Genomic DNA, 23,027 nt, shown 5'->3' with positions numbered 1-23,027 from the left:
TGGCGGCATGACCGCGAAGACACGAGTTTCCACCGACGCCGCCCCCGCTCCCGCGCACACCTTCTCGCAGGGCGTCCGCAAGGGCCCGATCGTCCAGGTCTCCGGCCAGGGCCCCGTCGACCCGCAGACGAACGAGTATCTGTACCCGGGCGACGTCGCGGCACAGACCACCCGCACGCTCGAGAACGTCAAGGCCATCGTTGAGGCCTCCGGCGCCACGTTCGACGATGTCGTGATGCTGCGCGTCTACCTCACCAAGCGCGAGGACTTCCCGATCATGAACGAGGCTTACGGTGCCTTCGTCGAGGCCCACACGACCAGCGGCGTCCTGCCCTCGCGCACCACGGTGTTCACCGGCCTCCCCCGCGAGGAGATGCTCGTCGAGATCGACGGGCTCGCCGTCGTCGACTAATCCCGCCTGCCCCCGGCGAACGGGGAGGCACCTTACCAGGACCGTTGCCTCCCCGTTACCAGCCATCCCGTACCATGGACGACAGGACACGTCGAGACTGCGGGGGGTGTAGTTCGTGACCGATCTGATTTCCACGCCGGGCGCTGCAACGGGGGCACAGCCCGACGATGCGACCCCGACGAGCGTCCTGACGCCGGAGGCGGCGACCGATACGGCCCCGCCGCAGTCCGGCGAGCAGTCCCTGGCCTGGGCTCCCGTCGAGCCCGCCCCGAAGAAGCGCCGAATCGGCCTGTGGATCGGTCTCGGCCTCGGCGTGGTCGCGCTCGGCGCCGGCGCCGCCTCGATGATCCTCATCGCCCCCGGCACCACCGTCGCGGGCATCCCCGTGGGCTGGATGACTCCGGGCGCGGCAGCCGAGGCGATCAGCTCTCACCTCGCCCAGACCGAGGTCACCCTCACGGGCGAGGGTGACGACGCTGTACTCACGGGCGCCGACCTGGGCGCGAGCGCCGACGCCACGGCCCTCGCCGACGCCGCGTTCGCCGCCCACCCGATGTGGAACCTCGGGTCGTGGATGGGTGACCCCGTATCGGCCGACATCGTGCTCGACCAGGAGACCGCCACCGCAGCTCTCCGCGGTGCGATCCCCGACAGCTTCGTCGACCCGGTCGACGCCGGAGTCGTCTTCGACGCCGCGAAGGGCACGTACACCGTGACACCTTCCGTTCCCGGCACCGGTATCGACGTGGCCGATCTCAACGCCGCGTTCGTCGAGGCCGTCGGCGACGGCCGCACGACATTCGAGTACCCCGGTGGCCCGGCCGAGGCCCTGCCCGCGGTGTCCGACGAGGACGCGACGGCGACCGCCACCACGCTCAACACCATGCTCTCCTCCATCGGCTTCTACGTCGGGAAGGAACGGACCGTCCCGGTCTCCCCCGCGGTCGCCGCGTCCTGGCTGACGGTGGTCGACGACGCGGGTCAGCTGCGGATCGAGGCGGACCCGGCGGCGATCCAGACCACCGTCGACACGCTCGCCGCCGCCGTGGACCGCGCCCCTGTCAACGCGACCAACATCGTCGACTCCGCGGGGAACGTGCTGCGCGCCGAGAAGGAGGGCGCCACCGGACGCGCCCTCGGCGACACCGCCGGCATCGCCGACGACTTCGCGACGCAGCTCGCCGCGGGAGACGGCGTCTTCGCCCTCTCCGTGACGGAAACCCCCTTCGAGACCACGAACCTGTTCCGCCGCGCCGAGATCAACCTCAGCACGCAGCGCGCCTACCTGTTCGAGAACGACAAGGTGGTGCAGTCCTGGGCCGTGTCGACCGGTCTTCCCGGAACGCCCACGCCGACCGGCAACTTCAAGGTGTTCGCGCACACGGCGATGCAGGACATGGGCTGCTACGAGGGCGCGCCGTACTGTACCGAGGACGTGCCCTGGATCACGTGGTTCGCGCCGAACATCGGCTTCCACGGCACCTACTGGCACAACAACTTCGGCAACCGGATGAGCCACGGCTGTGTGAACCTGCCGATCGACCTCGCCAAGTACGTCTACGACTGGTCCCCCGTGGGCCTCGAGGTCTCCGTCTACAACTGACCGCGAGTCCCAGGCCGCCGGGCGAACGCGGCGGAGGGCAGACAGCAGAAGGGGGCGGATGCCGCAGCATCCGCCCCCTTCCGTCGTCTCAGCGCAGGGCGTCGACGATCTCGTTCAGCGTCGCGGACGGGCGCATGACCGCGGCCACGAGCTTCTCGTCCGGACGGTAGTAGCCGCCGATCTCCACCGGGGAGCCCTGCACCGCGTTCAGCTCGGAGACGATCGTCTCCTCGTTGGCGGCGAGCTTCTCGGCGACGGGCGCGAAGGCGGCGGCGAGCTCCGGGTCCTTCGTCTGCTTCGCCAGCTCCTGCGCCCAGTACAGGCCGAGGTAGAAGTGGCTGCCGCGGTTGTCGATCGTGCCGAGCGCACGGCCGGGCGAGCGGTCCTCCTCGAGGAACGTGCCGGTCGCGGCGTCGAGCGTCTCCGCGAGCACGCGGGCCTTCTCGTTGCCCGTGCGGTCGGCGAAGTGCTCGAGAGAGGCGGCCAGCGCGAAGAACTCGCCCAGCGAGTCCCAGCGCAGGTAGTTCTCCTCGACCAGCTGCTGCACGTGCTTCGGCGCGGAGCCGCCGGCACCCGTCTCGAACAGTCCACCGCCGGCGAGCAGCGGCACGATGGAGAGCATCTTGGCGCTCGTGCCGACCTCGAGGATCGGGAACAGGTCGGTGAGGTAGTCGCGCAGCACGTTGCCGGTCACCGAGATGGTGTCCAGGCCGTGCCGCATGCGGGCGAGCGTGTACCGCGTCGCCTCCTCCGGCGCGAGGATCGTGATCGTCAGGCCCTTGGTGTCGAGCGTGGCGAGGCCCTGGTGCACCTTCGCGATGATCTGCGCATCGTGCGAGCGGTTCGCGTCGAGCCAGAACACCGCGGGGGCACCCGTCGCGCGGGCACGGCCGACCGCGAGCTTGACCCAGTCCATGACCGGGATGTGCTTGGTCTGCGTCGCGCGCCAGATGTCGCCCTTGCCGACCTCGTGCTCGATGAGGACGGTGCCCTCGCTGTCGAGCACCTGGACGATGCCGTCGGCCGCGATCTCGAACGTCTTGTCGTGGCTGCCGTACTCCTCGGCGGCCTGCGCCATGAGGCCCACGTTCGGCACGGTGCCGATCGTGGCGGGGTCGAGCGGGCCGTTCGCGATCACATCGTCGATGACGGCCTGGTAGACGCTCGCGTAGGACGAGTCGGGGATGACCGCGATCGTGTCGGCCTCCTCGCCGTCCTTGCCCCAGAGCTTGCCGCCGTTGCGGACGAGCGCGGGCATGGACGCGTCGACGATGACATCGCTCGGCACGTGCAGGTTGGTGATCCCCTTGTCGGAGTTCACGTACGACAGGCGCGGCCCTTCGGCGATGGCCTTGTCGAACGCCGCGGCGATCTCGTCGCCACCGGCGACGTTCGCCAGCCCCGCGAGGATCGAGCCGAGGCCGTCGTTCGCGCTGAGTCCGGCCTCGGCGAGCTGCGTGCCGTACTGGTCGAAGACGTCCGTGAAGAACGCCTTCACGACGTGACCGAAGATGATCGGGTCGCTGACCTTCATCATCGTGGCCTTGAGGTGCACCGAGTAGAGCACGTCGTCGGCCTTGGCCTCCGCGAGCGTGTCGGCGAGGAACGCGTCCAGCTCCTTCGCGGAGAGGAACGTGGCGTCGATGATCTCGCGCGGGAGGACCTTGAGCCCCTCCTTGAGGACCGTGACGGTGCCGTCCTTCGCGGTGTGGCGGAAGGAGAGGACGTCGTCGTGCGCGGCGACCCAGGAGCGCTCGTTGTGCTTGAAGTCGTCGTGGCCCAGGGTCGCGACGCGGGTCTTCGAACCCTCGGCGAACGGCTTGTTGCGGTGCGGGTGCTTCTTGGCGTAGTTCTTCACCGCCAGCGGGGCCCGACGATCGCTGTTGCCCTCGCGCAGGACGGGGTTCACGGCGGAGCCCTTGATGCGGTCGTAGCGGGCGCGGATGTCCTTCTCCTCCAGCGACGAGGGCTCGTCCGGGAAGTCGGGGACGTCGTAGCCCTGCTGCTGCAGTTCCGCGATGGCGGCCTTGAGCTGCGGGATCGACGCGGAGATGTTCGGCAGCTTGATGATGTTCGCCTCGGGGAGCGTGGCGAGGCCGCCCAGCTCCGCCAGCGCGTCGCCGACCTGCTGCTCGGGGGTGAGCTTCTGCGGGAACGCGGCGAGGATGCGGCCGGCCAGAGAGATGTCCCGCGTCTCGAATTCGATACCCGCCTGGCCGGTGTAGGCCTGGATGATCGGCAGGAAGGAGGCGGTGGCCAGTGCCGGTGCCTCGTCGGTGTAGGTGTAGATGATGGCGTCGTCGGTCACCGGGACGTTCTCCGTTCACGAGGGCTATTTGTCTCGATACCAAGATACCTGAGCGTCCCGGACCCCGAAGCGGCGGTCCCGCCGAAGAGACTCCCTCGGACGAACGGTCCGTGAAAAGTCCGCCCGAGTGATGAATGCGGTGAGCGGAGGGGCTAGCCTGGGGGCATGTCCGAACTGCGCATGGTCGAACTCTCCGCCGCGACGATCGTCGCCGTGAACAACCTGTCGCTCAAGCCCGGACAGGAGCAGTTCCTCGCCCCCGTCTCGTACGGCATCGCGGCCACCGTCATCAACCCGCAGACCTCCTGGCAGCGGGTGATCCTGGACCGCAACGAGGTCGTGGGCTTCGTCAGCGCCAACTTCGACGACGAGGCGCCGGAGGAGCACTTCCGCTCCGTGCTGTGGCGCATCAACGTCGACGCGGACGACCAGGGTCGCGGCATCGGCCGCTTCGCCGTCGAGAACCTCATCGACGAGGCGCGCAACCGCGGCGTCGACCACGTCAACGTCATCTACGAAGCCGGCGAGGACGGCCCGGAGGCCTTCTTCCGCCGCGTCGGGTTCACACCCGTCGGGGAGACGGCCTACGGCGAGGTCATCGCCCAGATCCGCGTCCCCTCCTGAGACCGGCGGCGGGGTCTCGAATCCCCTCCCCCATCGAGACTCCGTCGCCCTCGGACCCTGCCGGGCGGCGTCCTCTCGATCCTCCTCAGCGCTGACCGCTGCCGTCCGGAGGCGTGCCCTTGCCCCGACGGCTGTTCCACGCGGCGAGCGCGGACGCGGCGGCACCCGCCGCCCGGTCGATCGCCTCGGCGGAGCGGTGCAGCATGTCCTGCGCGGCGTCCTGCCAGGCCGGTGTGGCCGGCGCCTCCCCCGTCTGGACCTTCGCGGCGTGCTCGGCGGCCTCGAACGCCCGCTCCAGCTCCGCGACGGCGTCGCGGTAGGCCGCGTACTCGGCGGCCGTCACGCGGCCCGTCGTCTGCCGACGCGCCTCGACCGCGGCGCCGGCGGCCCGGAGGTAGGCGGCGGTCTCCGGGCGCTTCACGTCGGTCATCTCGGGGTAGGTGATCTGCAGCGCGGGGTCGGTCTCGTACCGCATCCATCGCGCCGTCACCGCGTCGTGCTCCGCGTACAGCCGCTCCAGCGGCCGCGGTGCAGAGCCGGCGGGGATCGCGGCGCGGGCGGCGTTCACCCTGACGCGCCGGGCGCGGACGTCGGCCGCGGCCGCCCTGACGTCGCGTTCGCGCTCCTTGAGCATGCGCCGGGCGCCGGACACCTGCTCGGCACTCGCACGCTGCGCGGACCGCTCGGCGGAGACCCGCGCGAGGTCGGCTCGTGCCACCTTCAGCGCCGTCCGTCGGACCACCGCGCGCTGCTGAGCCTCGCGGAGGTCGTGCCGGGCGGCGTCGTACTCCAGACGGCGGCCGCTGCGGGTGTTGCGACGACGCACCCCGATCGCGCCCGCGGTCACCCCGGCGGCGGCGGTCGGCGCGAGCCACCACCACTCCGCGACGAGGAGGAAGGGGTCCATCCTTCGATGCTACCGACCGCAGGGCGCCCGCGCCCGGATGCAGCGGCCCCGGCATCCGCACGGATGCCGGGGCCGCTGTCGCGTCACGACGTCAGACGAGCGTCTCCTGCCAGGCTGCGTGCAGCTGGGCGAACTTCCCGGTTCCGCCGATCAGGGCGGCCGGGGTGTCGTCCTCGATGATCCGGCCGTGCTCCATCACGAGCACGCGATCCGCGATCGCCACCGTCGACAGCCGGTGCGCGATGATGATCGCCGTCCGGTCGGCCAGCAGCGTCTGCAGTGCGTCCTGGATCAGCCGCTCGGACGGGATGTCCAGCGAGGCCGTCGCCTCGTCGAGGATCAGCACCGCCGGGTCGGCGAGGAAGGCACGGGCGAACGAGATGAGCTGTCGCTGCCCAGCCGAGACCCGACCACCGCGCTTGTTCACGTCGGTGTCGTAGCCGTCCGGCAGGGCCGAGATGAACGCGTCGGCGCCCACCCCCCGCGCCGCCTCGCGGATCTCGTCCAGCGTCGCATCCGGGCGCCCGAGCGCGATGTTGTCGGCGACGGTTCCGCTGAACAGGTACGCCTCCTGCGTGACCATGACGATCGCACGGCGGAGATCCTTCGGGTGCAGCGACCGCAGATCGACGCCGTCGAGGGTCACCGTCCCCGCGGACGGGTCGTAGAACCGCGAGATGAGCTTGGCCAGCGTGGACTTGCCCGCTCCCGTCGTCCCGACCAGCGCGATCGTCTGCCCGGCGGGGATGTCGAGCGAGAAGTTCGGCAGGATCGTCGTGTCCTCGTTGTACGCGAACGTGACCTCGTCGAAGCGGATGTGCCCCCGGGACTCCCAGAGGTCCACCGGCTTCTCGGGGTCCGGCACCGTCGGCACCTCCTCCAGGACGCCCGACACCTTCTCCAGCGCCGCGGTGGCGGACTGGTAGGAGTTCAGGAACATCGCGATCTCCTGCATCGGAGCGAAGAAGTTGCGGACGTACAGCACGGCGGACAGCAGCACGCCGACCGTCAGCGCTCCTTCCGAGACCCGGATGCCGCCCCACAGCACGACGACGCCGAGCACGAGCGCCGCGACGCCCATGAGGCCCGGCTCGAACGTGCCGAACAACAGCATCGAGCGGCGGTTCACGTCGCGGTACTCGCCGGCCACGCCCTGGAAGGCCTCGTCGTTGCGCGGCTCCTTCCGGAAGGCCTTGACCGCGCGGATGCCCGTCATCGTCTCCACGAACTGGACGATCACCTTCGCGCTGATCACCCGGGACTCGCGGTACACGAGCTGCGAGCGCGAGTAGAACCAGCGCATGAGGAAGAACAGCGGCACGCCGCCGATCGCGAGGATCAGACCGGACTGCCAGTCCCACACGCACAGCGCGATGAAGGTGAAGACACCGAAGAGCACGCCGGAGACGAGCTCGTTCAGGCCGCCGTCGAGGAGCTCCTTGATGGAGTCCAGGTCGCTCGTCTGGCGCGAGATGATCCGCCCCGAGGTGTACGACTCGTGGAACTCCAGGCTCAGACGCTGGGTGTGCAGGAAGATGCGCTTGCGCAGGTCCAGCAGGACGGCCTGGGTCAGCTTCGCCGCGATGATGACGTACCAGGCGATGAGCACGGCGGCGAGAGCACCCGCGAGCAGGTAGATCCCGCCGACGACGAACGTCGGCATCCAGTCGGCGTCGTCGAGCACCGCGGGGAGCGCCCGATCGAGGCCGATGCTGATGAGGATCGGTCCGGCCACCTGCAGCGCCGTCGAGATCACGAGCACCGTCGCGGCGAGCACGATCTGCGGCCTGAGCGGACGCACGAGCGAGCCGAGCAGCCGCAGCGAGCGGCGGCGGATCGCCCTGCTCTCCTCCGTGGTGAGGCGGGAGCGGTCCTCGTCCTGGGTTCCGGTGAGGGAGCTCATCGCTGCACCTCCTCTCCTGCGAATCGGGGGGCGCCTCCCGGCGCCTCGTCATCGGCCTCCTCGCGGATGCCGTCCTGCACGGTCTCGTGGATCTCGGCCTGCTCGTCGCGGATGATCGGGATGGCTCCGGTGCGGGCGGCCTCCTCCGCCTCCAGGCTGGAGATGACGTGACGGTAGTGCCGACTCGTCTTCAGCAGCTCGGCGTGCGTGCCGACGGCGGTGATCCGGCCGTCCTCCAGCAGCGCCACACGGTCGGCGAGGGCCACGGTGGACGGACGGTGCGCGACGATCATCGCGGTGGTGTCGGCGAGCACGTGCCGCAGCGCCTCCTCGACGAGCGCCTCGGTGTCGACGTCCAGCGCCGACAGCGGGTCGTCGAGGACGAGCACCCGGGGGTTGGCTGCCACGGCGCGGGCCAGGGCGAGCCGCTGGCGCTGTCCGCCGGACAGGCTCAGTCCCTCCTCGCCGATCACCGTCTCGACGCCCTCGGGGAGCGTGTCCACGAAGGCGGCCTGCGCCACGTCGAGCGCCTCGCGCAGGACGCGCTCGGCCTCGGGGCTGTGCACGTCGAGGTCGGCGCGGCCGAGCAGGACGTTTTCGCGGACCGAGGCCGAGAAGAGCGTCGCGTCCTCGAACGCCATCGCGATGTGCTCCCGGAGCTCGGCGAGCGTCAGGTCCCGCACATCGACGCCGTCGAGCGTGACCCGCCCTCCCGTCACGTCGTACAGCCGCGTCGGCAGGGTCGTCAGCGTCGTCTTGCCGCTGCCGGTGAGACCCACGAGCGCCATGGTCTCGCCCGGACGCAGCACGAGGTCGATCCCGTCGAGCAGGTCCCGCTCGTCGGGCGCCGCATCCTGGTAGCGGAAGTGCGCGTTCTCGAACGCGAGCTCGCCACGCGGGTTCTCGATGTGCACCGGGTTCTCCGGATCGGTGATGGTGTTCGTCTCCGAGAAGATGTCGAAGACGCGGTCCGTCGCCGTGCGCGCGTCGAGCATGAACGAGAAGAGGAAGCCGATCGACTCGATGGGCCAGCGCAGCACGACCGCCATCGCGAAGAAGGCGAACAGCTCCGCGGACGTGATCGCGTCCTGCGAGATGAGCCAGATGCCCGACATCAGGCTGAGGCCGAACGCGATCTGCGGCATGAGGTCGAGCCAGAACCAGATCGAGGCGATGGCCCCGGCCTTGCTCATCTCGGTCTCGCGCAGCGTCTCGGCCTGCCGGCTGAAGCGGCGGAGGGCGTGCGTGCCGCGGCCGAACGCCTTGAGCACGCGGATGCCGTGCACGCTCTCCTCGACGCTTGTGGCGAGGTCGCCCGCCTGGTCCTGGCTGCGCCGGGTGAGCGCGCCGTAGCGCTTCTCGAAGAGGTACCCGCGGATCCACAGCGGGACCGCCGTCACGAGGAAGATCGTGCCCAGCAGCCAGTGCCAGCGGAACAGCAGCACCGAGCCGATGAGGATCGTCAGCACGTTCACGACGAGGAGCACGAGGCCGAAGGCGAGCCACCGGCGGATCAGGCCGATGTCCTGCATCATGCGGCTGAGCAGCTGCCCGGACTGCCACCGGTCGTGGAACGCGACCGGCAGGGTCTGCAGGCGCGAGTAGAGCTCGGTGCGCATGCGGTACTCCACCTGCGTGGCGGGGAAGAGCACGAACTGCCGACGGAGCCACACCATGAGGGCCTCGCCGAGGCCGAGGGCGAACACGGCGAGCGCTCCCCAGATGATCGCGTCGAGCGCGCCGGACTGCACCGGCCCGCCGATGATCTGCTCGAGCACGATGGGGATCATCAGCGCGATGAGCGCCGCCGCGAGCGCACTGGCGGCACCGCCGACGAGACGCCAGATGACCGGCTTCACAAACGGCTTGAGCCGCCACAGCGCGGCGGGCGTGGAGAGGGTGGACGAGGGGGAGGGATTCTGCGCGGAAGACGAGGAAGACATGTCTCTCAGAGGAGTCGAAGGGGAGAAGAGCGGGGGAACGGATGCGAGAGCGAGCTCACGGAGCCCGGCATCCGGTGCAGAAGAGGGGCGGAGGCTCTAGGAGAGCGGGCGCGCCGGGGTCGAGCCGAGGGTGGCGATCCGCGCGGTGGCGATCGTGGTCATGGTGTCCTCCTCAAGGGCTCGGCGAGGTCGTCCGGTTGGCGCGACAGCCCATCAGCCTATTCCTGTGAACGAGCTGAGCGCAAGGGGAATTCCCGGGACGGCGAAGAGCCCGCCCCGTGCGGGGCGGGCTCCTCGGGTCGAGCGGTCAGCGGGCGGCGCGTTCGCGCGCCAGAAGACTCTCCTTCACGGGCAGCCCCCAGGCGAAGCCGCCGAGGGAGCCGTCCGTTCGGAGCACCCGATGGCAGGGCACGAACAGGGCCGGGGCGTTACGGGCGCAGATCGACGCCGCCGCCCGCACCGCCTGGGGATTGCCGAGTCGGGCCGCGAAGCCCGTGTAGGTCAGGGGCTCCCCCGGCGCGATGGTGCGCAGCGCCGCCCAGCCGGCGAGCTGGAGGGCGGTGCCCGTCTGCGCGACCGCGACCGCGTCGATCGCCGCGACGTCGCCCGCGTAGTACGCGCGGACAGCGCCCGCCGCATCCGTCTCGGCCTCGCGCACGGCGTCGGGGCGGACCCGGGCGGGCAGCCGGCCGAGGATGGCCTCCACGTCGTCCGTCCAGCCGGACACGAGCACCCGCTGGCGCTCGTCGGTGAGGATCGTGAAGGGACCGTCGGCGGTGTCGAGGGTCTGGATGAGAGCGGTCATGGGGTCTCCTCGGTGTCGGATGGGATGCCGTAGGTTGGCCGGGCGGCGGATCTGCGCCGCGGTCCGGCAGGACGGATCGGTGCGGCACGCCACAGGTGCGCGCTGAGATAGCTCCGCCACGGTGCGGTGCGCTCCGCCCAGGCGGTGAGGGACTTCGGTTCGGCGGGCAGCCCAGACGCGGCAGCACCGGCGCGGAGGGCCACGTCGCCGGGGAGCAGCACGTCCGGATCGCCGAGCACCCGCATCCGCACGTAGTCGGCGGTCCAAGGTCCGATGCCGAGCATCGCGAGGAGGGCGGCGCGCTGCGTGGGGCCGTCATCGCCCACGGTGAGAGTCAGACTCCCGTCCGCCAGAGCGGCGGCGGCTCCCGTGACGGCGCGGATCCGGGCGGCGGGCCCCCGCAGCACCTCGGCGCCGTGGGCCGCGATGGCTGACATCGTCGGGAACAGAAGGCCGTCGGGGGTCCGCTCCCCCAGCGCGTCGGTGAGGGCGGTCAGCGCCGTGCGGGCGGCGACGACCGTGATCTGCTGCCCGATCATCGCGCGGATGAGCATCTCGTGCGGATCGGCTGCCCCGGGCACGCGGATGCCGGGGGTCCGCGCCACGAGGGGGGCGAGGGGCGGGTGCGCGGCCAGGGCCTCGTCGATCGCGAGGGGGTCGGCGTCGAGGTCGAAGATGCGACGCGCGGTGGCGACCAGCGGCGCGAGGTCGCCGAGCTGCGCGACCCGGGCCCGCAGGTGCAGCCGCTCCGTCTCCTCCTGACGCACCTCGAACCACGCGGGGCCGCCCGGCATCCGGAGGCGGCGGGAGAACGAGGTCGCCGTGGCCTCCTCGACCCCCGTCACGGCTCGCGCGGCCATCCACGCGAAGACTCCGGCCGCATCCAGGGGGCCCCGGTACGGCAGGACGAGGTCGATCGTTCCGGGTACGGCCGCGGAGGGCGTGCGGCGGCGGGCACGCAGCTCGCCCGGCGTGAGACCGAAGACCTCGCGGATCGTGTCGTTGCCCTGGCGGATGCTGTGGAACCCGGCGGCGAAGGCGACGTCCGCGATGGGCATGTCGGTTCCCACGAGGAGCATGCGGGCGGTGTGGGCGCGGTGCGCTCGCGCGAGTGCGAGCGGTCCGGCGCCGAGCTCGGTCGTCAGCAGTCGCGTGAGATGACGGCTCGAGTAACCGAGCCGCGACGCGAGTCCTGGCACGCCCTCGCGCTCGACCACGCCGGACGCGATCAGCCGCATGGCCCGGGCCGCGGTGTCTCCGCGGACGTCCCACGCGGGCGACCCGGGGGCGGCCTCCGGCAGGCAGCGCTTGCATGCGCGATACCCCGCCTCATGCGCCGCGGCACTCGTCGGATAGAACGTGACGTTCTGCGGCTTGGGGGTGCGCGCGGGGCAGCTCGGACGGCAGTAGATCCCGGTCGAGCGCACGGCGGTGACGAACTGCCCGTCGAAGCGGGTGTCCCGAGCGCTGATCGCCCGGTAGCGCTCGTCGAAGGAGTAGCTCACGTCCTCCACTCTGTCACCCCCGCACGGCTACGGCTGGCGGAAATCGGACATCGCGGTTCCCTCCTCGAGACCCCGCCTGCGCGCCGAGGCCCCGGCGTGCAGACGTGCGCACGCCGGGGCCTCGGCAGAAGACCGGGGTCTCGGTCAGTGGAAGAAGTGACGCTCCCCCGTGAAGAACATCGTGACGCCGGCCTTGCGCGCGGCATCGACGACCTCCTCGTCCCTCACGGAGCCACCGGGCTGCACGATCGCCGTGACACCCGCGTCGATGAGCACCTGCGCGCCGTCCGCGAACGGGAAGAACGCGTCGGACGAGGCGACGGATCCGGCGGCACGATCTCCCGCACGCTCCACCGCGAGGCGGCACGAGTCGACGCGGTTGACCTGGCCCATGCCGACGCCGACCGTCGCGTTGTCCTTCGCCAGCACGATCGCGTTCGACTTCACGGCCCGGCAGGCCTTCCACGCGAAGATCAGGTTCTCCATCTCCTCGTCGCTCGGACGCTCCCCCGACACGAGCTCCCAGTTCTTGGCGACGGAGACGATGTCGTCGGGGAAGCGGTCCGCGTCCTGGAGCAGGAGACCGCCGGACACGAGGCGCACGTCCATGCGCTCCTGCTGCCAGTCCTCGGGGAGCTGCAGCAGACGAAGGTTCTTCTTCGCCTTGAAGACCTCGAGGGCCGCGGGCTCGAACGACGGCGCGACGATGACCTCGGTGAAGATGTCCTTCAGGTTCTCGGCCATCTTGAGCGTCACGGTGCCGTTCGCGGCGATCACGCCGCCGTACGCCGACACGGGGTCGCACTCGTGGGCGCGGAGGTGCGCGCTGGCGATCGGGTCGAGGGCGTTCGGGGCCGTCGTGGCGATCCCGCAGGGGTTCGCGTGCTTGATGATGGCGACGGCGGGCTTGACCATGTCGTAGGCGGCGCGCAGGGCAGCGTCTGCGTCGACGTAGTTGTTGTACGACATCTCCTTGCCCTGCAGCTGCGTGGCCTGGGCGATGCCGTGTCCACCCGCGCGGGTGTAGATGGCGCCGCGCTGGTGGGAGTTCTCGCCGTAGCGGAGCGTGGCGAGCCGCTCGGCCTGGATCGTCAGGTGCGCCGGGAGGTCGCCCGGGTCGTTGAGCGTGCCCTCGGCGAACCACTGCGCGACGGCCGTGTCGTAGGCCGCGGTGTGCGCGAAGGCCCGCGCCGCGAGCTCCCGCCGCTGGGCGAGCGAGGTGCCGCCCTGCGCCACAGCCGCGACGATCGCCGGGTAGGACTGCGGCGACACGACGATCGCGACGTTGGCGTGGTTCTTCGCCGCCGCGCGCACCATGGCGGGGCCGCCGATGTCGATCTGCTCGACGACGTCGTCACCCTCGGCGCCGGAGGCCACGGTCTCCACGAACGGGTAGAGGTTGACGACGACGAGCTCGAACGGCGCGATGTCGAGGTCGGCGAGCTGCCGCTCGTGGTCCTCCAGGCGCAGGTCGGCGAGCAGCCCGCCGTGCACCTTCGGATGCAGGGTCTTGACGCGGCCGTCGAGCATCTCGGCGACACCCGTGACCGCGGCCACATCCGTCACCTCGAACCCGGCGTCGCGGATGGTGGACGCCGTCGAACCGGTCGAGACGATCTCGACGCCCGCCTCGGCGAGCGCAGCGGCGAGCACGAGCAGGTCGGTCTTGTCGCTGACCGAGACGAGAGCGCGCCGGATCGGCACGGTGTCGCGATCGCGGTAGAGCGTGGGGTCGTGGCGGGGGCCGGCCATGATGGGCTCCTTCGTGCGGGGGCGTCGGGGGTCAGGGGGCGGAGGTCAGGGAGAGGTCGCCGGTCGCGATGCGCCGGACGACGTCGATGAGGAGCCGGCGCTCGACCGGCTTGATGCGCTCGTGCAGCGTGTGCTCGGTGTCGTCGGCCCGGATCGGCACGCGCTCCTGCGCGAGGACGGGGCCGGTGTCGACCCCGTCGTCCACGACGATCACACTGGCGCCGGTCTCCCGGACACCCGCGGCGAGGGCGTCGCGGACGCCGTGCGCTCCGGGGAACTCCGGGAGGTACGCGGGGTGGGTGTTGATGATCCGCGGTGCGTAGGCGGCGACGAGGGAGGACGGCAGCAGGCGCATGAGGCCGCTGAGCACCACGAGGTCCGGCGTCCAGACGGCGAGCTGACGACCGAGCTCCTCTCCCCACGCCTCGCGGCTCTCGTGCTCGTGCCATGGCACGGTGAAGCTGGGGATGCCGAACTCCTCGGCGTGGGCCAGACCGTCGGCTTCGCGATCCGCCCCCACGACGACGACCCGGGCCGGGAAATCGGGGTGACGAGCGGCCTCGAGGAGGGCGCGAAGGTTCGAGCCGGCGCCCGAGATGAGTACGGCGACCGTGAGCACGCGCCCAGTCTACCGGCGAGCCGATGACGCTCCGACCGGCGTCGCCGGGCGCCCGGAACGCCTAGCGGCGGTCGTCCTCAGCATGCTCCTCGGAGCCCCGTTCGGACATCTCCGCGATCCAGCGGTCGGTGCGCTCCTCCGCGAGCTCGTCGCGGTTGCGGGGCGACAGCAGGAGGATCGCCGCGCCGACGAGCACCTCCGCCCCCAGAGACACGGCGAACGGCAGGACCGCCGGACCGACGACCTCGAGTCGGCCCGGGCCCATCGAGCCGTTCGCGAAGGCGGCGGCGAGCGCGGCGACCCCGCCCGAGACCGCGGCGATCCCAACCGCGATCACCACACGCTGCAGGAGGCCGAGCGGCGTCCCCTCCCACACGAGCCGCGAGCGCACGGCCCACCCGGCGAATGCCCCGGCGGCCACCGGGATCAGGATGACGATGAGCATCCAGATCGAGGAGTTCTCCGGCAACAGGCCGAACGCCGGGATGCCGGGCACGACGCCGAGCTGGGTGCCGGCGGGCGACACAGCGGTCCCGGCACCGACCGCGAACCCGGGGCCGGCCAGCCACGCGGCCGCCCACACCACGAAGGTCGGCAGGTACGCGAGCTGCCCGAGGGTCAGCACGGTCGCCCCGAGGGCGTCGACCCGCGCCGCCTGGAACAGCGCGACGACCTCTCCGCCGCGCGTGAGGACCGACAGGGCGACGGCCAGGGCGGCGGCGCCGGTCACGCCCACGAGGGCGAACGCGGCGCCCCGCACGATCGCGGCGGGCACCGGCGCCCAGTCCTCCCGGGCGTCCAGGATGTCGTGGATGCGGTCGAGCAGCCCGCCGTCGCCGTCCTCCCACGCCACCCGCACCGCGCCGCACACCGCGCCCACGAGGTACACGACCGGGGGCAGCAGGATGGCGAGAGCCAGCGGGACCTGCGCGGCCCCGAGCGCCGATGTGAGAGCGACGACCGTCGAGATCACGGCGAAGACGACGGTCCCCGAGAGCGATCCCCCCACCCAGGCCCCGGACCGAGCGGCCCGGCCCCCGGAGCGAGCGGCGAGGAGCAGGGTGAGCAGCAGGAACGCCAACGGTGTGACCGAGACGACGAAGCGCGCTGCCTCCGCGGGGATCGCCAGAGTCACGAGCAGGGCGTCGGGGATCACGACCTCCAGCGGCACGCCGTGACCGAACTGCCACAGCGTTCCGGTGAGCGGCCACAGCGCTCCCCAGTCGGCGGTCACGCCGAAAGCGAGCGTCCACAGGAGCGTCAGCGGCGCCAGCAGCACGGCCAGACCGACGGCAGCGGTGATGGCGGCGTCGAGGGCGGCGAGGAGCGCGACGAGGAGGCGTTGCATAGCGCCTTCGAGACTACGACGAGTTCCTCTTCGGCCCCCGTGGGCGCGCGCGAGGCGGGCGACACGGTAGCGTTTCTCCGGAGGTTTCCCGATGACTACTGCCCCACCCGCCCCGGCGTCCACCGGACCCACCGGTACTCTGGACCGCTTCTTCGAGATCAGCAAGCGCGGATCGACGATCGGCACCGAGATCCGTGGAGGCCTCGTGACGTTCGTCACGATGGCCTACATCGTGATCCTGAACCCGATCATCCTGTCCGGAAAGCCGGACGTCGCCGGCGACATGCTCGACTTCAACGCCGTCGGTGCCGCGACGGCCCTGACTGCCGGCGTCATGACGATCCTCTTCGGTGTCGTCACCCGCCTGCCGTTCGGCTTCGCCGCCGGTCTCGGCATCAACGCCTTCGTCGCGTTCTCCGTCGTCGGCCAGGTCACCTGGCCGGAGGCGATGGCGCTCGTGATGATCAACGGCGTCGTGATCGTGCTGCTCGCCGCCACCGGGCTGCGGAAGGCGATCTTCGATGCCGTGCCGTTCCAGCTCAAGATCGCGATCACGGTCGGTATCGGCCTCTTCATCGCCTTCATCGGCTTCGTGAACTCCGGCTTCGTCACCGCGACCGGTGCCTCGTCGCCGCCCGTCGGCCTCGGCGTCAACGGCTCCGTCGCGACCGTGCCGAGCCTGCTGTTCGTGATCACCCTGCTCCTCACCGGCATCCTCGTCGCGCTCCGCATCAAGGGCGGCATGCTCATCGGCCTCATCGGCGGCACCGTGCTCGCGGTCATCGTCGAGGCGATCTGGCACATCGGTGCCCGCGGCGTCGACGACGAGGGCAATGTCGTCAACCCCGGCGGCTGGGGCCTCACCGTCCCGGCACTGAACGGCTCCCCCGTCAGCGTTCCCGACCTGAGCCTCATCGGCGCCGTCGACTTCTCGTTCGACCTCGGCAAGGTCAGCCTCGTCGCGCTCGTGATGATCGTCTTCACGCTCCTCTTCACGAACTTCTTCGACGCCATGGGGACCATGACGGGCCTGGCGAAGGAGGCGAACCTCGCCGACGACAACGGCGACTTCCCGCGCATCAAGTCGGCACTGGTGGTCGAGGGCGTCGGAGCGATCGCCGGTGGTGCGACCTCCTCGTCCTCCAGCACGGTCTTCATCGAGTCCGGCGCCGGCATCGGAGAGGGTGCCAGGACGGGACTCGCGAACGTCGTGACGGGCATCGTGTTCCTCATCGCGATGTTCCTCACCCCCCTGACCTCGATCGTGCCGACCGAGATCGCCGCCGCAGCGCTCATCATCGTGGGCGCCATGATGATGGCCCAGATCCGGCACATCGACTTCGGCGACTTCCGGGTGCTCCTGCCGGTGTTCCTCACGGTCTCGGTCATGCCGCTGACGTACTCGATCGCCAACGGCATCGGGGCGGGCTTCGTGAGCTGGGTGCTCATCCACGCCTTCTCCGGCAAGGCCAAGACCATCAGCCCGCTGCTGTGGGTGGTCGGCGCCGGCTTCCTCATCTTCTTCGCCCGAGGTCCCATCGAGGCCCTCTTCGGCGTCGGGATCTAGCCCCGTTTCGAATCGCGCACATGGCCCCATTCCGACACGGAATGGGGCCATTTGCGCGACTTGAGGGGGTGGGACCTTCATCGTCAGGAGGAGGGAGCCGAGGCGGACGGCTCATCCGAATCGCGCGATTGGTCCCATTCGGCCTCGGAATGGCGCCAATTGCGCGACTTGAGGGAGGTGGGCCGGCAGGAACCGGGGGTATGACGAAGGCCCCGGGGTGGAGCCCGGGGCCTTCAGGTCAAGCGTAGCTCAGATCAGAGCGACTCGATGATCTCGCGCATGAGAGCGGCGGTCTCGGACGGCGTCTTGCCGACCTTGACGCCGGCGGCCTCGAGGGCCTCCTTCTTCGCCTGCGCGGTACCGGCGGAACCGGAGACGATCGCACCCGCGTGACCCATGGTCTTGCCCTCGGGAGCCGTGAAGCCCGCGACGTAGCCGACGACGGGCTTGGTGACGTTCGCCTTGATGTACTCGGCCGCACGCTCCTCGGCGTCGCCGCCGATCTCGCCGATCATGACGATGGCCTTGGTCTCCGGGTCGGCCTCGAACGCGGCGAGCGCGTCGATGTGCGTGGTGCCGATGACCGGGTCGCCGCCGATGCCGATGGCGGTCGAGAAGCCGAGGTCGCGCAGCTCGAACATCATCTGGTACGTCAGGGTGCCCGACTTGGACACGAGGCCGATCGGGCCCTTGCCGGTGATGTTCGCGGGCGTGATGCCGACGAGCGCCTCACCCGGCGTGATGATGCCGGGGCAGTTCGGGCCGATGATGCGGGTCTTGTTGCCCTTGCTCTGCGCGTACGCCCAGGCCTCGGCCGAGTCACCGACGGGAACGCCCTCGGTGATGACGACGAGCAGCGGGATCTCGGCGTCGATGGCCTCGATCATCGCGTCCTTCGTGAAGGCGCCCGGGACGAAGGCGATCGACACGTCGGCGCCGGTCTCCTTCATGGCCTCGGCGACCGAGCCGAAGACGGGGAGCTCGACGGCGTTGCCGTCCTTGTCGGTGTGCGAGACCGTGGTGCCGGCCTTGCGGGCGTTGACGCCGCCGACGACCTGGGTGCCGGCCTTGAGCATCAGCGCGGTGTGCTTGGTGCCCTCGCCGCCGGTGATGCCCTGGACGATGACCTTGGAGTCCTTGTTGAGGTAGATAGACATAGCTCTGGTTCCTTGTGTCTCAGGCGATCAAGCGTTGGCGAGCTCGGCGGCCTTGTCGGCGCCCTCGTCCATGGTGGCGGCCAGGGTGACAAGCGGGTGCGCGTAGTCGGCGAGGATCGCGCGACCCTCGTCGACGCGGTTGCCGTCGAGGCGGACGACGAGCGGCTTCGAGGCCGTGTCGCCCAGCGTCTCCAGGGCGCCCTTGATGCCGTTGGCGACGGCGTCGCACGCCGTGATGCCGCCGAACACGTTGACGAACACGCTCTTGACCTGCGGGTCGCCGAGGATGACGTCGAGACCGGCGGCCATGACCTCGGCCGAGGCTCCACCGCCGATGTCGAGGAAGTTCGCGGGCTTGACGCCGTTGTGGTTCTCACCGGCGTAGGCGACGACGTCGAGCGTCGACATGACCAGGCCCGCGCCGTTACCGATGATGCCGACCTCGCCGTCGAGCTTGACGTAGTTGAGGCCGGACGCCTTGGCCTTGGCCTCGAGCGGGTCGGCGGCGTCCTTGTCCTCGAGCGCCTCGTGCTCGGGGTGACGGATCTCGGAGGCGTTGTCGTCGAGGGTGACCTTGCCGTCGAGCGCGATGATGTCGCCGTCTTCGGTGCGGACGAGCGGGTTGACCTCGACGAGCGTCGCGTCCTCACCCTTGTAGACGTCGTACAGCTTCACGAACACGTCGGAGACCTTCTCGACGAGGTCCTCCGGGAAGTTCGCGGCGCGGGCGATCTCGACCGCCTTGTCCTTGTCGATGCCGGTCAGCGGGTTGACCTCGACGCGGGCGAGCGCCTCGGGCTTCTCGACGGCGAGCTGCTCGATCTCCATGCCGCCCTCGACGGAGCAGAGGGAGAGGTAGGAGCGGTTGGCGCGGTCGAGCAGCACGGAGAAGTAGAACTCCTCGGCGATGCGGGCACCCTGCGCGACCATGACGCGCTTGACGACGTGGCCCTTGATGTCGAGCCCGAGGATGGCCTTCGCGGCCTCGTACGCCTCGTCGGGGGTCTTGGCGACCTTGACACCGCCGGCCTTGCCGCGGCCTCCGGTCTTGACCTGGGCCTTGACGACCACGACACCGCCGATCTTCTCGGCAGCCGCCTTCACCTCCTCGGGGGTGTCCGCGACGATGCCGGCGAGGACCGGCACTCCGTACTTCTCGAAAACGTCTCGTGCCTGGTACTCGTACAGATCCACTGTGCTTCCTTCACTGGGCTGCGGTCTGGTCTGGTGATTCTCTCGATGTCGAGACATCGACCAGTCCCCCAGCCTACTACCGCAGGCTGAACGCTCCGACGCCCCGACGCCCTCCCCGACGCGCCGACGCCTCCGGTACGATTCTTGAGCGTCGAGGCAGGGGAGACGAGATGACGGACACCTTCGACTGGTCTGATCCGGTGGCGACACGCGCGCGCATCGAGCAGCAGGTGAAGGACGCGGAGCGCCGCGCAGCGCAGGCCGCGCAGGTGCGCGACGACATCGCGGGCGTGCGGGAGCAGGCGGCCTCTCCGGGCCGCGACGTCACCGTGACGGTGGACGCCTCCGGGCGCCTCGCCGACGTCGCGCTCACGGACGCCGCTCTGCAGCGCTCCCCCGCCGCCCTCGGCGCCCTCATCGTCACCCTCGCCGCCACCGCGCAGAAGGCGGCGGGCGCGCGGGCGGTCGAGATCGCGGCGGAGGCCTTCGGCGCGGAGGACGCGGCGGTCGCACATCTGCGTGAGGAGATCGCCGAGCTCCCCGACCCGAGTCAGGACGGCCGACCGCAGATCGAGTACCGCTGATGGCCGAGCTGATCGCCGTCGACACCGAGACCGTCCGCCAGCACGCCCAGCGCGTCGCGCGGATCGCCGCGGACGTCCGGCTCGCCGAGAACGCCGCCGGCTCGATGAACGTGGGCGGCGGCGCCTTCGGCGTGATGTGCGCCTTCCTCGTCCCCCCGGCGCAGATCGTCTCGTCGATCGCCGCCGGGGCGATCACCGCCGCCGCGACGATGCTGGAGAAGTCCGAGGAGCAGCTCCGCGGCCTGGCGGATGACTTCGACGAGGGAGAGCAGCGTCAGCTCGATTCGATCCGCGGGCTGCTGTCGTCTGTGGAGGGCGCTCGCCGATGACCCCGCCGAACCCGCTGGTGGCGGGACCGATCGACCCGACGACGCCGTTCAGCGGAGCCGGTCTGCTCGAGGACGGCTACGACCTTGTGAACGCGATCGAGAGCGGGGACTGGGTCTCCGGAGGACTGGCGTCCTTCTCCGCCCTCGCGAACACCGTGGCCACGGCCATGGATCCGCTCGGCTCGCTGATCGCCGCCGGATTGGGGTGGCTGATGGACCACCTCGAGCCGCTCAAGGGCTGGCTCAACGACCTGACCGGCGATGCGGGCGAAGTCGCCGGTTTCGCGGCGACCTGGGGCAACATCGCGCAGCAGCTGCAGCAGGCGGGCGAGACCCTCGACGCCCGCCTCTCCGACGTCAGCTCGATGTCGGGCGAGGCGATCGCGGCCTACCTCCGGCTGCAGTCCGACGTCGCCGCCCACATCTCCGCGGCCGCTGCCTGGGCCGGCGGGATGAAGACCGGCATGGAGACCGCGTCCATGCTCGTGCAGATCGTGCACGAGCTGGTGCGCGACACCCTGTCGCAGCTGGTCGGCTCCCTCATCTCCTATGCGAGCACGCTCGTCGTGTCGCTGGGCACCGCCACCCCGTACGTCATCGCGCAGGCCACGAGCCGCGTCTCGGCCATGACCGCCCGGATCTCCGGCACCGTGCTCAAGCTCGTGGACGCCGTGACGGCCCTCACGAAGCACCTCGACGAGCTCAAGTCGCTGTTCCAGCGCCTCGGCGAGCTCTTCTCGCGCGGCCCGGGCGGTGGGCACGGGCCGTCCGGCCCCGGTGCTCCACACGGCCCTGACGGCAGCTCCCCCGGGGGCTCGTCCCCCGACGGCTCTTCGCCCGGCAGCTCCGGCCCCGCGAGCCCCAGCGTGCGCGACCAGAGCACACTCACGGACGAGCAGATCCAGACCTACCTCGACCGCAACTACCCGGAGTACGCCGACGACTTCGCGGACAACGGCACGCTCCCGCCCGACGTCCAGATCCCCAAGGGACCGGACGTGCTCCAGCCCGACGGGAGCATCGACTGGAGCCAGGTTCCCGGCGACGGGTACGTGCTCGATGCGAGCGGCGAGCCGATCCGGCAGCCGCACACTCCACAGGTGGGAGACGTCCTCGACCGCTACGGTCCTCCGGAGGGCCGCTACACGTCCCCGGTGCCTGAGAACGGCCCGTATACCTACGATCAGCGGTCCCTCCCGTATGTGGAGAACCCGGCCCACTACCACCGCTATGAAGTGGTCGGCGACATGTCCGATCTTCGAAGCGTCTACGACCGCGCTCCGCAACACGTCAAGGACGAACTCCTGGCGGGCGGATTCAAGCCCGAGTATCTGGGTTCGCAGGGCTACCGAGGAGACATCGCGCCCGGGTTCGGCTCGACGGGCGGCGGGGTGCAGGTCCAGCTTCCCCTCACGGCCGCACAGTTGATCACACTCGGCGTACTGAAGGAGATTCCATGACCGAGCTCACCTCCGACGACGTGCAGCGCATCATCGCCGATGAGAAGCTCACCGCCACCGCGAACTGGTTCGGCCCCACCGGTCGACCACAGTCATCGGCGTGGATCGACCGCGACGGCGACGCGTGGATCGTGTGGGAGACGGACGAGCGCGGCGGCAGATTCCACGATCCCGTCCGCTTCGACTCGGAGTCGGAGGCGTTCGACTTCTTCCTGCGGATCGCGCGCCGCTACCGGGCGTCGGACGCGCACGCCGTCCGACGGATCGAGGGCCGGGAATGACGGAGCTCTGGATCGGACCCGACGGCGTCGCCATCGATCGCGAGCCGCTCCCCCGCGGCGCGGAGGTGTGGGACATGTACGGGCCGCTCAACACGCGCTACGTCTACCTCGTGGAGAACGGACGGCCGGCCGCCTACCCGGAGCGCTCCCTGCCCTGGGTCGAGAACCCCGCGGCGTACCACCAGTTCCTCGTGGTCGGCGACTGCGTCCACCTCCGCGCGGCGTACGAGCGCTCGGAGGACGCCGTCCTCCGACGGGACCTGGACGACCTGGTGGACATCGGCTACTACCGCTGGGACGCCCCGATCTTCCGCGGCACGGTGGCCCCGGCCTTCGGCGACCCCGGCGGCGCGACCCAGCTCGTGCTGCCCCTCCCCCTCACGTTCTACCTGCGTCTCGGTCTGGTCCGGGAGCTGGCCGTCCCCGGAGCATCCGCATGAACCGCGACACCGTCCTCGCCGACCTCCGCGCGCGTGGCTCCGTCGGCTTCTGCTTCTTCGACGACCCCCGGGGCAAGACGAACGCCGTCGTGGTGTCGTACGGCAGGGAGGGCTACCAGACCTGGATCCAGGACGAGCGCGCGCAGCCGATCGAGGGGTCGCTGCGGGTGTTCGCCGCAGAGCAGGAGGCGCTGGCCGACTTCGCCCATCGTGTGCAGCTCTGGAACCGCGTCAGCGGGGTGCTCTCGCCGGGGCCGTCGGGCGCCGGTGCCGCAGCGGTCTAGGC

At 70.5% G+C, this 23,027-nt stretch carries 21 protein-coding genes; 10 read left to right on the top strand and 11 right to left on the bottom strand.

Annotated features, from left to right (window positions below):
• Positions 1-7 precede the first annotated feature (7 nt).
• Both WFJ36_RS00460 and WFJ36_RS00455 read left to right on the top strand, forming a co-directional pair.
• Positions 8-412, top strand: coding sequence for a RidA family protein (locus WFJ36_RS00460; RefSeq protein WP_025103791.1), 405 nt, complete (start codon positions 8-10; stop codon positions 410-412).
• Between the two features lie 115 nt (positions 413-527).
• Positions 528-2,015: a L,D-transpeptidase family protein gene (locus WFJ36_RS00455; RefSeq protein WP_336642420.1), complete on the top strand. Its 1,488-nt coding sequence runs from the start codon at positions 528-530 to the stop codon at positions 2,013-2,015.
• Between the two features lie 88 nt (positions 2,016-2,103).
• On the opposite strand, the gene WFJ36_RS00450 is transcribed toward WFJ36_RS00455, so the two are convergent.
• The gene (locus tag WFJ36_RS00450) at positions 2,104-4,323 is read right to left on the bottom strand and encodes an NADP-dependent isocitrate dehydrogenase (protein WP_292787033.1); all 2,220 of its coding nucleotides are present in this window, start codon (positions 4,321-4,323) and stop codon (positions 2,104-2,106) included.
• A 165-nt stretch (positions 4,324-4,488) separates the two neighbouring features.
• On the opposite strand from WFJ36_RS00450, the gene WFJ36_RS00445 reads away from it, so the two are divergent.
• The gene (locus tag WFJ36_RS00445; protein ID WP_071327437.1) at positions 4,489-4,947 is read left to right on the top strand and encodes a GNAT family N-acetyltransferase; all 459 of its coding nucleotides are present in this window, start codon (positions 4,489-4,491) and stop codon (positions 4,945-4,947) included.
• Between the two features lie 85 nt (positions 4,948-5,032).
• On the opposite strand, the gene WFJ36_RS00440 is transcribed toward WFJ36_RS00445, so the two are convergent.
• From WFJ36_RS00440 to WFJ36_RS00405, 8 genes are all read right to left on the bottom strand, one after another.
• A complete protein-coding gene (locus WFJ36_RS00440; RefSeq protein ID WP_336642419.1) occupies positions 5,033-5,854 on the bottom strand; it encodes a hypothetical protein in 822 nt (273 codons plus the stop codon).
• Between the two features lie 91 nt (positions 5,855-5,945).
• Complete coding sequence (locus tag WFJ36_RS00435; protein WP_336642418.1) at positions 5,946-7,757, bottom strand: ABC transporter ATP-binding protein; 1,812 nt, start codon at positions 7,755-7,757, stop codon at positions 5,946-5,948.
• Positions 7,754-9,700: an ABC transporter ATP-binding protein gene (locus WFJ36_RS00430; RefSeq protein ID WP_071327440.1), complete on the bottom strand. Its 1,947-nt coding sequence runs from the start codon at positions 9,698-9,700 to the stop codon at positions 7,754-7,756. Before WFJ36_RS00430 ends, WFJ36_RS00435 begins: the two co-directional genes overlap by 4 nt.
• Before the next feature lie 307 nt (positions 9,701-10,007).
• Complete coding sequence (locus tag WFJ36_RS00425; RefSeq protein ID WP_336642417.1) at positions 10,008-10,505, bottom strand: methylated-DNA--[protein]-cysteine S-methyltransferase; 498 nt, start codon at positions 10,503-10,505, stop codon at positions 10,008-10,010.
• A complete protein-coding gene (locus WFJ36_RS00420; RefSeq protein WP_336642416.1) occupies positions 10,502-12,019 on the bottom strand; it encodes a DNA-3-methyladenine glycosylase 2 family protein in 1,518 nt (505 codons plus the stop codon). Before WFJ36_RS00420 ends, WFJ36_RS00425 begins: the two co-directional genes overlap by 4 nt.
• 135 nt (positions 12,020-12,154) lie before the next feature.
• Entirely contained in the window at positions 12,155-13,762 is a 1,608-nt protein-coding gene (gene purH, locus WFJ36_RS00415; RefSeq protein ID WP_060923212.1) for a bifunctional phosphoribosylaminoimidazolecarboxamide formyltransferase/IMP cyclohydrolase, read from the bottom strand.
• Positions 13,763-13,793: 31 nt separating this feature from the next.
• A complete protein-coding gene (purN, locus tag WFJ36_RS00410) occupies positions 13,794-14,381 on the bottom strand; it encodes a phosphoribosylglycinamide formyltransferase (RefSeq protein ID WP_071327443.1) in 588 nt (195 codons plus the stop codon).
• 61 nt (positions 14,382-14,442) lie between these two features.
• Positions 14,443-15,729 (bottom strand): cell division protein PerM, encoded by a 1,287-nt coding sequence (locus WFJ36_RS00405; RefSeq protein ID WP_256209332.1) that lies wholly within the window; start codon positions 15,727-15,729, stop codon positions 14,443-14,445.
• 91 nt (positions 15,730-15,820) lie between these two features.
• Between WFJ36_RS00405 and WFJ36_RS00400 the strand changes: the two genes are divergently transcribed.
• The gene (locus WFJ36_RS00400; protein WP_336642415.1) at positions 15,821-17,296 is read left to right on the top strand and encodes an NCS2 family permease; all 1,476 of its coding nucleotides are present in this window, start codon (positions 15,821-15,823) and stop codon (positions 17,294-17,296) included.
• 254 nt (positions 17,297-17,550) lie between these two features.
• On the opposite strand, the gene sucD is transcribed toward WFJ36_RS00400, so the two are convergent.
• Positions 17,551-18,453: a succinate--CoA ligase subunit alpha gene (gene sucD / locus WFJ36_RS00395; RefSeq protein WP_025103778.1), complete on the bottom strand. Its 903-nt coding sequence runs from the start codon at positions 18,451-18,453 to the stop codon at positions 17,551-17,553.
• 27 nt (positions 18,454-18,480) lie between these two features.
• Positions 18,481-19,647, bottom strand: coding sequence for an ADP-forming succinate--CoA ligase subunit beta (gene sucC, locus WFJ36_RS00390; protein ID WP_071327445.1), 1,167 nt, complete (start codon positions 19,645-19,647; stop codon positions 18,481-18,483).
• A 170-nt stretch (positions 19,648-19,817) separates the two neighbouring features.
• Here sucC and WFJ36_RS00385 point away from each other — a divergent pair, with 170 nt between their 5' ends.
• The 6 genes from WFJ36_RS00385 to WFJ36_RS00360 are packed head-to-tail and all read left to right on the top strand — an operon-like array spanning position 19,818 to position 23,025.
• The gene (locus tag WFJ36_RS00385) at positions 19,818-20,231 is read left to right on the top strand and encodes a YbaB/EbfC family nucleoid-associated protein (protein WP_062635924.1); all 414 of its coding nucleotides are present in this window, start codon (positions 19,818-19,820) and stop codon (positions 20,229-20,231) included.
• Complete coding sequence (locus tag WFJ36_RS00380; protein ID WP_336642414.1) at positions 20,231-20,560, top strand: type VII secretion target; 330 nt, start codon at positions 20,231-20,233, stop codon at positions 20,558-20,560. Before WFJ36_RS00385 ends, WFJ36_RS00380 begins: the two co-directional genes overlap by 1 nt.
• Positions 20,557-22,020, top strand: a complete 1,464-nt coding sequence (locus tag WFJ36_RS00375; RefSeq protein ID WP_336642413.1) for a TNT domain-containing protein — start codon at positions 20,557-20,559, stop codon at positions 22,018-22,020. Before WFJ36_RS00380 ends, WFJ36_RS00375 begins: the two co-directional genes overlap by 4 nt.
• Positions 22,017-22,301, top strand: coding sequence for a hypothetical protein (locus WFJ36_RS00370; RefSeq protein WP_071327448.1), 285 nt, complete (start codon positions 22,017-22,019; stop codon positions 22,299-22,301). The genes WFJ36_RS00375 and WFJ36_RS00370 overlap by 4 nt, the downstream gene beginning before the upstream one ends.
• Positions 22,298-22,741: a glycohydrolase toxin TNT-related protein gene (locus WFJ36_RS00365; protein ID WP_071327449.1), complete on the top strand. Its 444-nt coding sequence runs from the start codon at positions 22,298-22,300 to the stop codon at positions 22,739-22,741. The genes WFJ36_RS00370 and WFJ36_RS00365 overlap by 4 nt, the downstream gene beginning before the upstream one ends.
• Complete coding sequence (locus tag WFJ36_RS00360; protein WP_071327450.1) at positions 22,738-23,025, top strand: hypothetical protein; 288 nt, start codon at positions 22,738-22,740, stop codon at positions 23,023-23,025. Before WFJ36_RS00365 ends, WFJ36_RS00360 begins: the two co-directional genes overlap by 4 nt.
• The last annotated feature ends 2 nt before the right edge of the window (positions 23,026-23,027 follow it).

The organism is Microbacterium sp. MMO-113 (assembly GCF_037148555.1).
In the GTDB taxonomy this organism is placed as follows: Bacteria; Actinomycetota; Actinomycetes; order Actinomycetales; family Microbacteriaceae; genus Microbacterium.
Note: the sequence above shows the minus strand (reverse complement) of the source record. Positions and strands in the feature narration are given on the sequence as shown.

Excerpts from the sequence above, each read along its gene's own strand:
- WFJ36_RS00435 (WP_336642418.1), bottom strand. The coding sequence starts at position 7,757 with ATGAGCTCCCTCACCGGAACCCAGGACGAGGACCGCTCCCGCCTCACC.
- WFJ36_RS00365 (WP_071327449.1), top strand. The coding sequence starts at position 22,298 with ATGACGGAGCTCTGGATCGGACCCGACGGCGTCGCCATCGATCGCGAG.
- WFJ36_RS00400 (WP_336642415.1), top strand. The coding sequence starts at position 15,821 with ATGACTACTGCCCCACCCGCCCCGGCGTCCACCGGACCCACCGGTACT.
- WFJ36_RS00405 (WP_256209332.1), bottom strand. The coding sequence starts at position 15,729 with ATGCAACGCCTCCTCGTCGCGCTCCTCGCCGCCCTCGACGCCGCCATC.
- WFJ36_RS00460 (WP_025103791.1), top strand. The coding sequence starts at position 8 with ATGACCGCGAAGACACGAGTTTCCACCGACGCCGCCCCCGCTCCCGCG.
- sucD (WP_025103778.1), bottom strand. The coding sequence starts at position 18,453 with ATGTCTATCTACCTCAACAAGGACTCCAAGGTCATCGTCCAGGGCATC.
- WFJ36_RS00375 (WP_336642413.1), top strand. The coding sequence starts at position 20,557 with ATGACCCCGCCGAACCCGCTGGTGGCGGGACCGATCGACCCGACGACG.
- purH (WP_060923212.1), bottom strand. The coding sequence starts at position 13,762 with ATGGCCGGCCCCCGCCACGACCCCACGCTCTACCGCGATCGCGACACC.
- WFJ36_RS00385 (WP_062635924.1), top strand. The coding sequence starts at position 19,818 with ATGACGGACACCTTCGACTGGTCTGATCCGGTGGCGACACGCGCGCGC.
- WFJ36_RS00445 (WP_071327437.1), top strand. The coding sequence starts at position 4,489 with ATGTCCGAACTGCGCATGGTCGAACTCTCCGCCGCGACGATCGTCGCC.
- WFJ36_RS00430 (WP_071327440.1), bottom strand. The coding sequence starts at position 9,700 with ATGTCTTCCTCGTCTTCCGCGCAGAATCCCTCCCCCTCGTCCACCCTC.
- WFJ36_RS00440 (WP_336642419.1), bottom strand. The coding sequence starts at position 5,854 with ATGGACCCCTTCCTCCTCGTCGCGGAGTGGTGGTGGCTCGCGCCGACC.
- WFJ36_RS00360 (WP_071327450.1), top strand. The coding sequence starts at position 22,738 with ATGAACCGCGACACCGTCCTCGCCGACCTCCGCGCGCGTGGCTCCGTC.
- WFJ36_RS00425 (WP_336642417.1), bottom strand. The coding sequence starts at position 10,505 with ATGACCGCTCTCATCCAGACCCTCGACACCGCCGACGGTCCCTTCACG.
- WFJ36_RS00380 (WP_336642414.1), top strand. The coding sequence starts at position 20,231 with ATGGCCGAGCTGATCGCCGTCGACACCGAGACCGTCCGCCAGCACGCC.
- WFJ36_RS00370 (WP_071327448.1), top strand. The coding sequence starts at position 22,017 with ATGACCGAGCTCACCTCCGACGACGTGCAGCGCATCATCGCCGATGAG.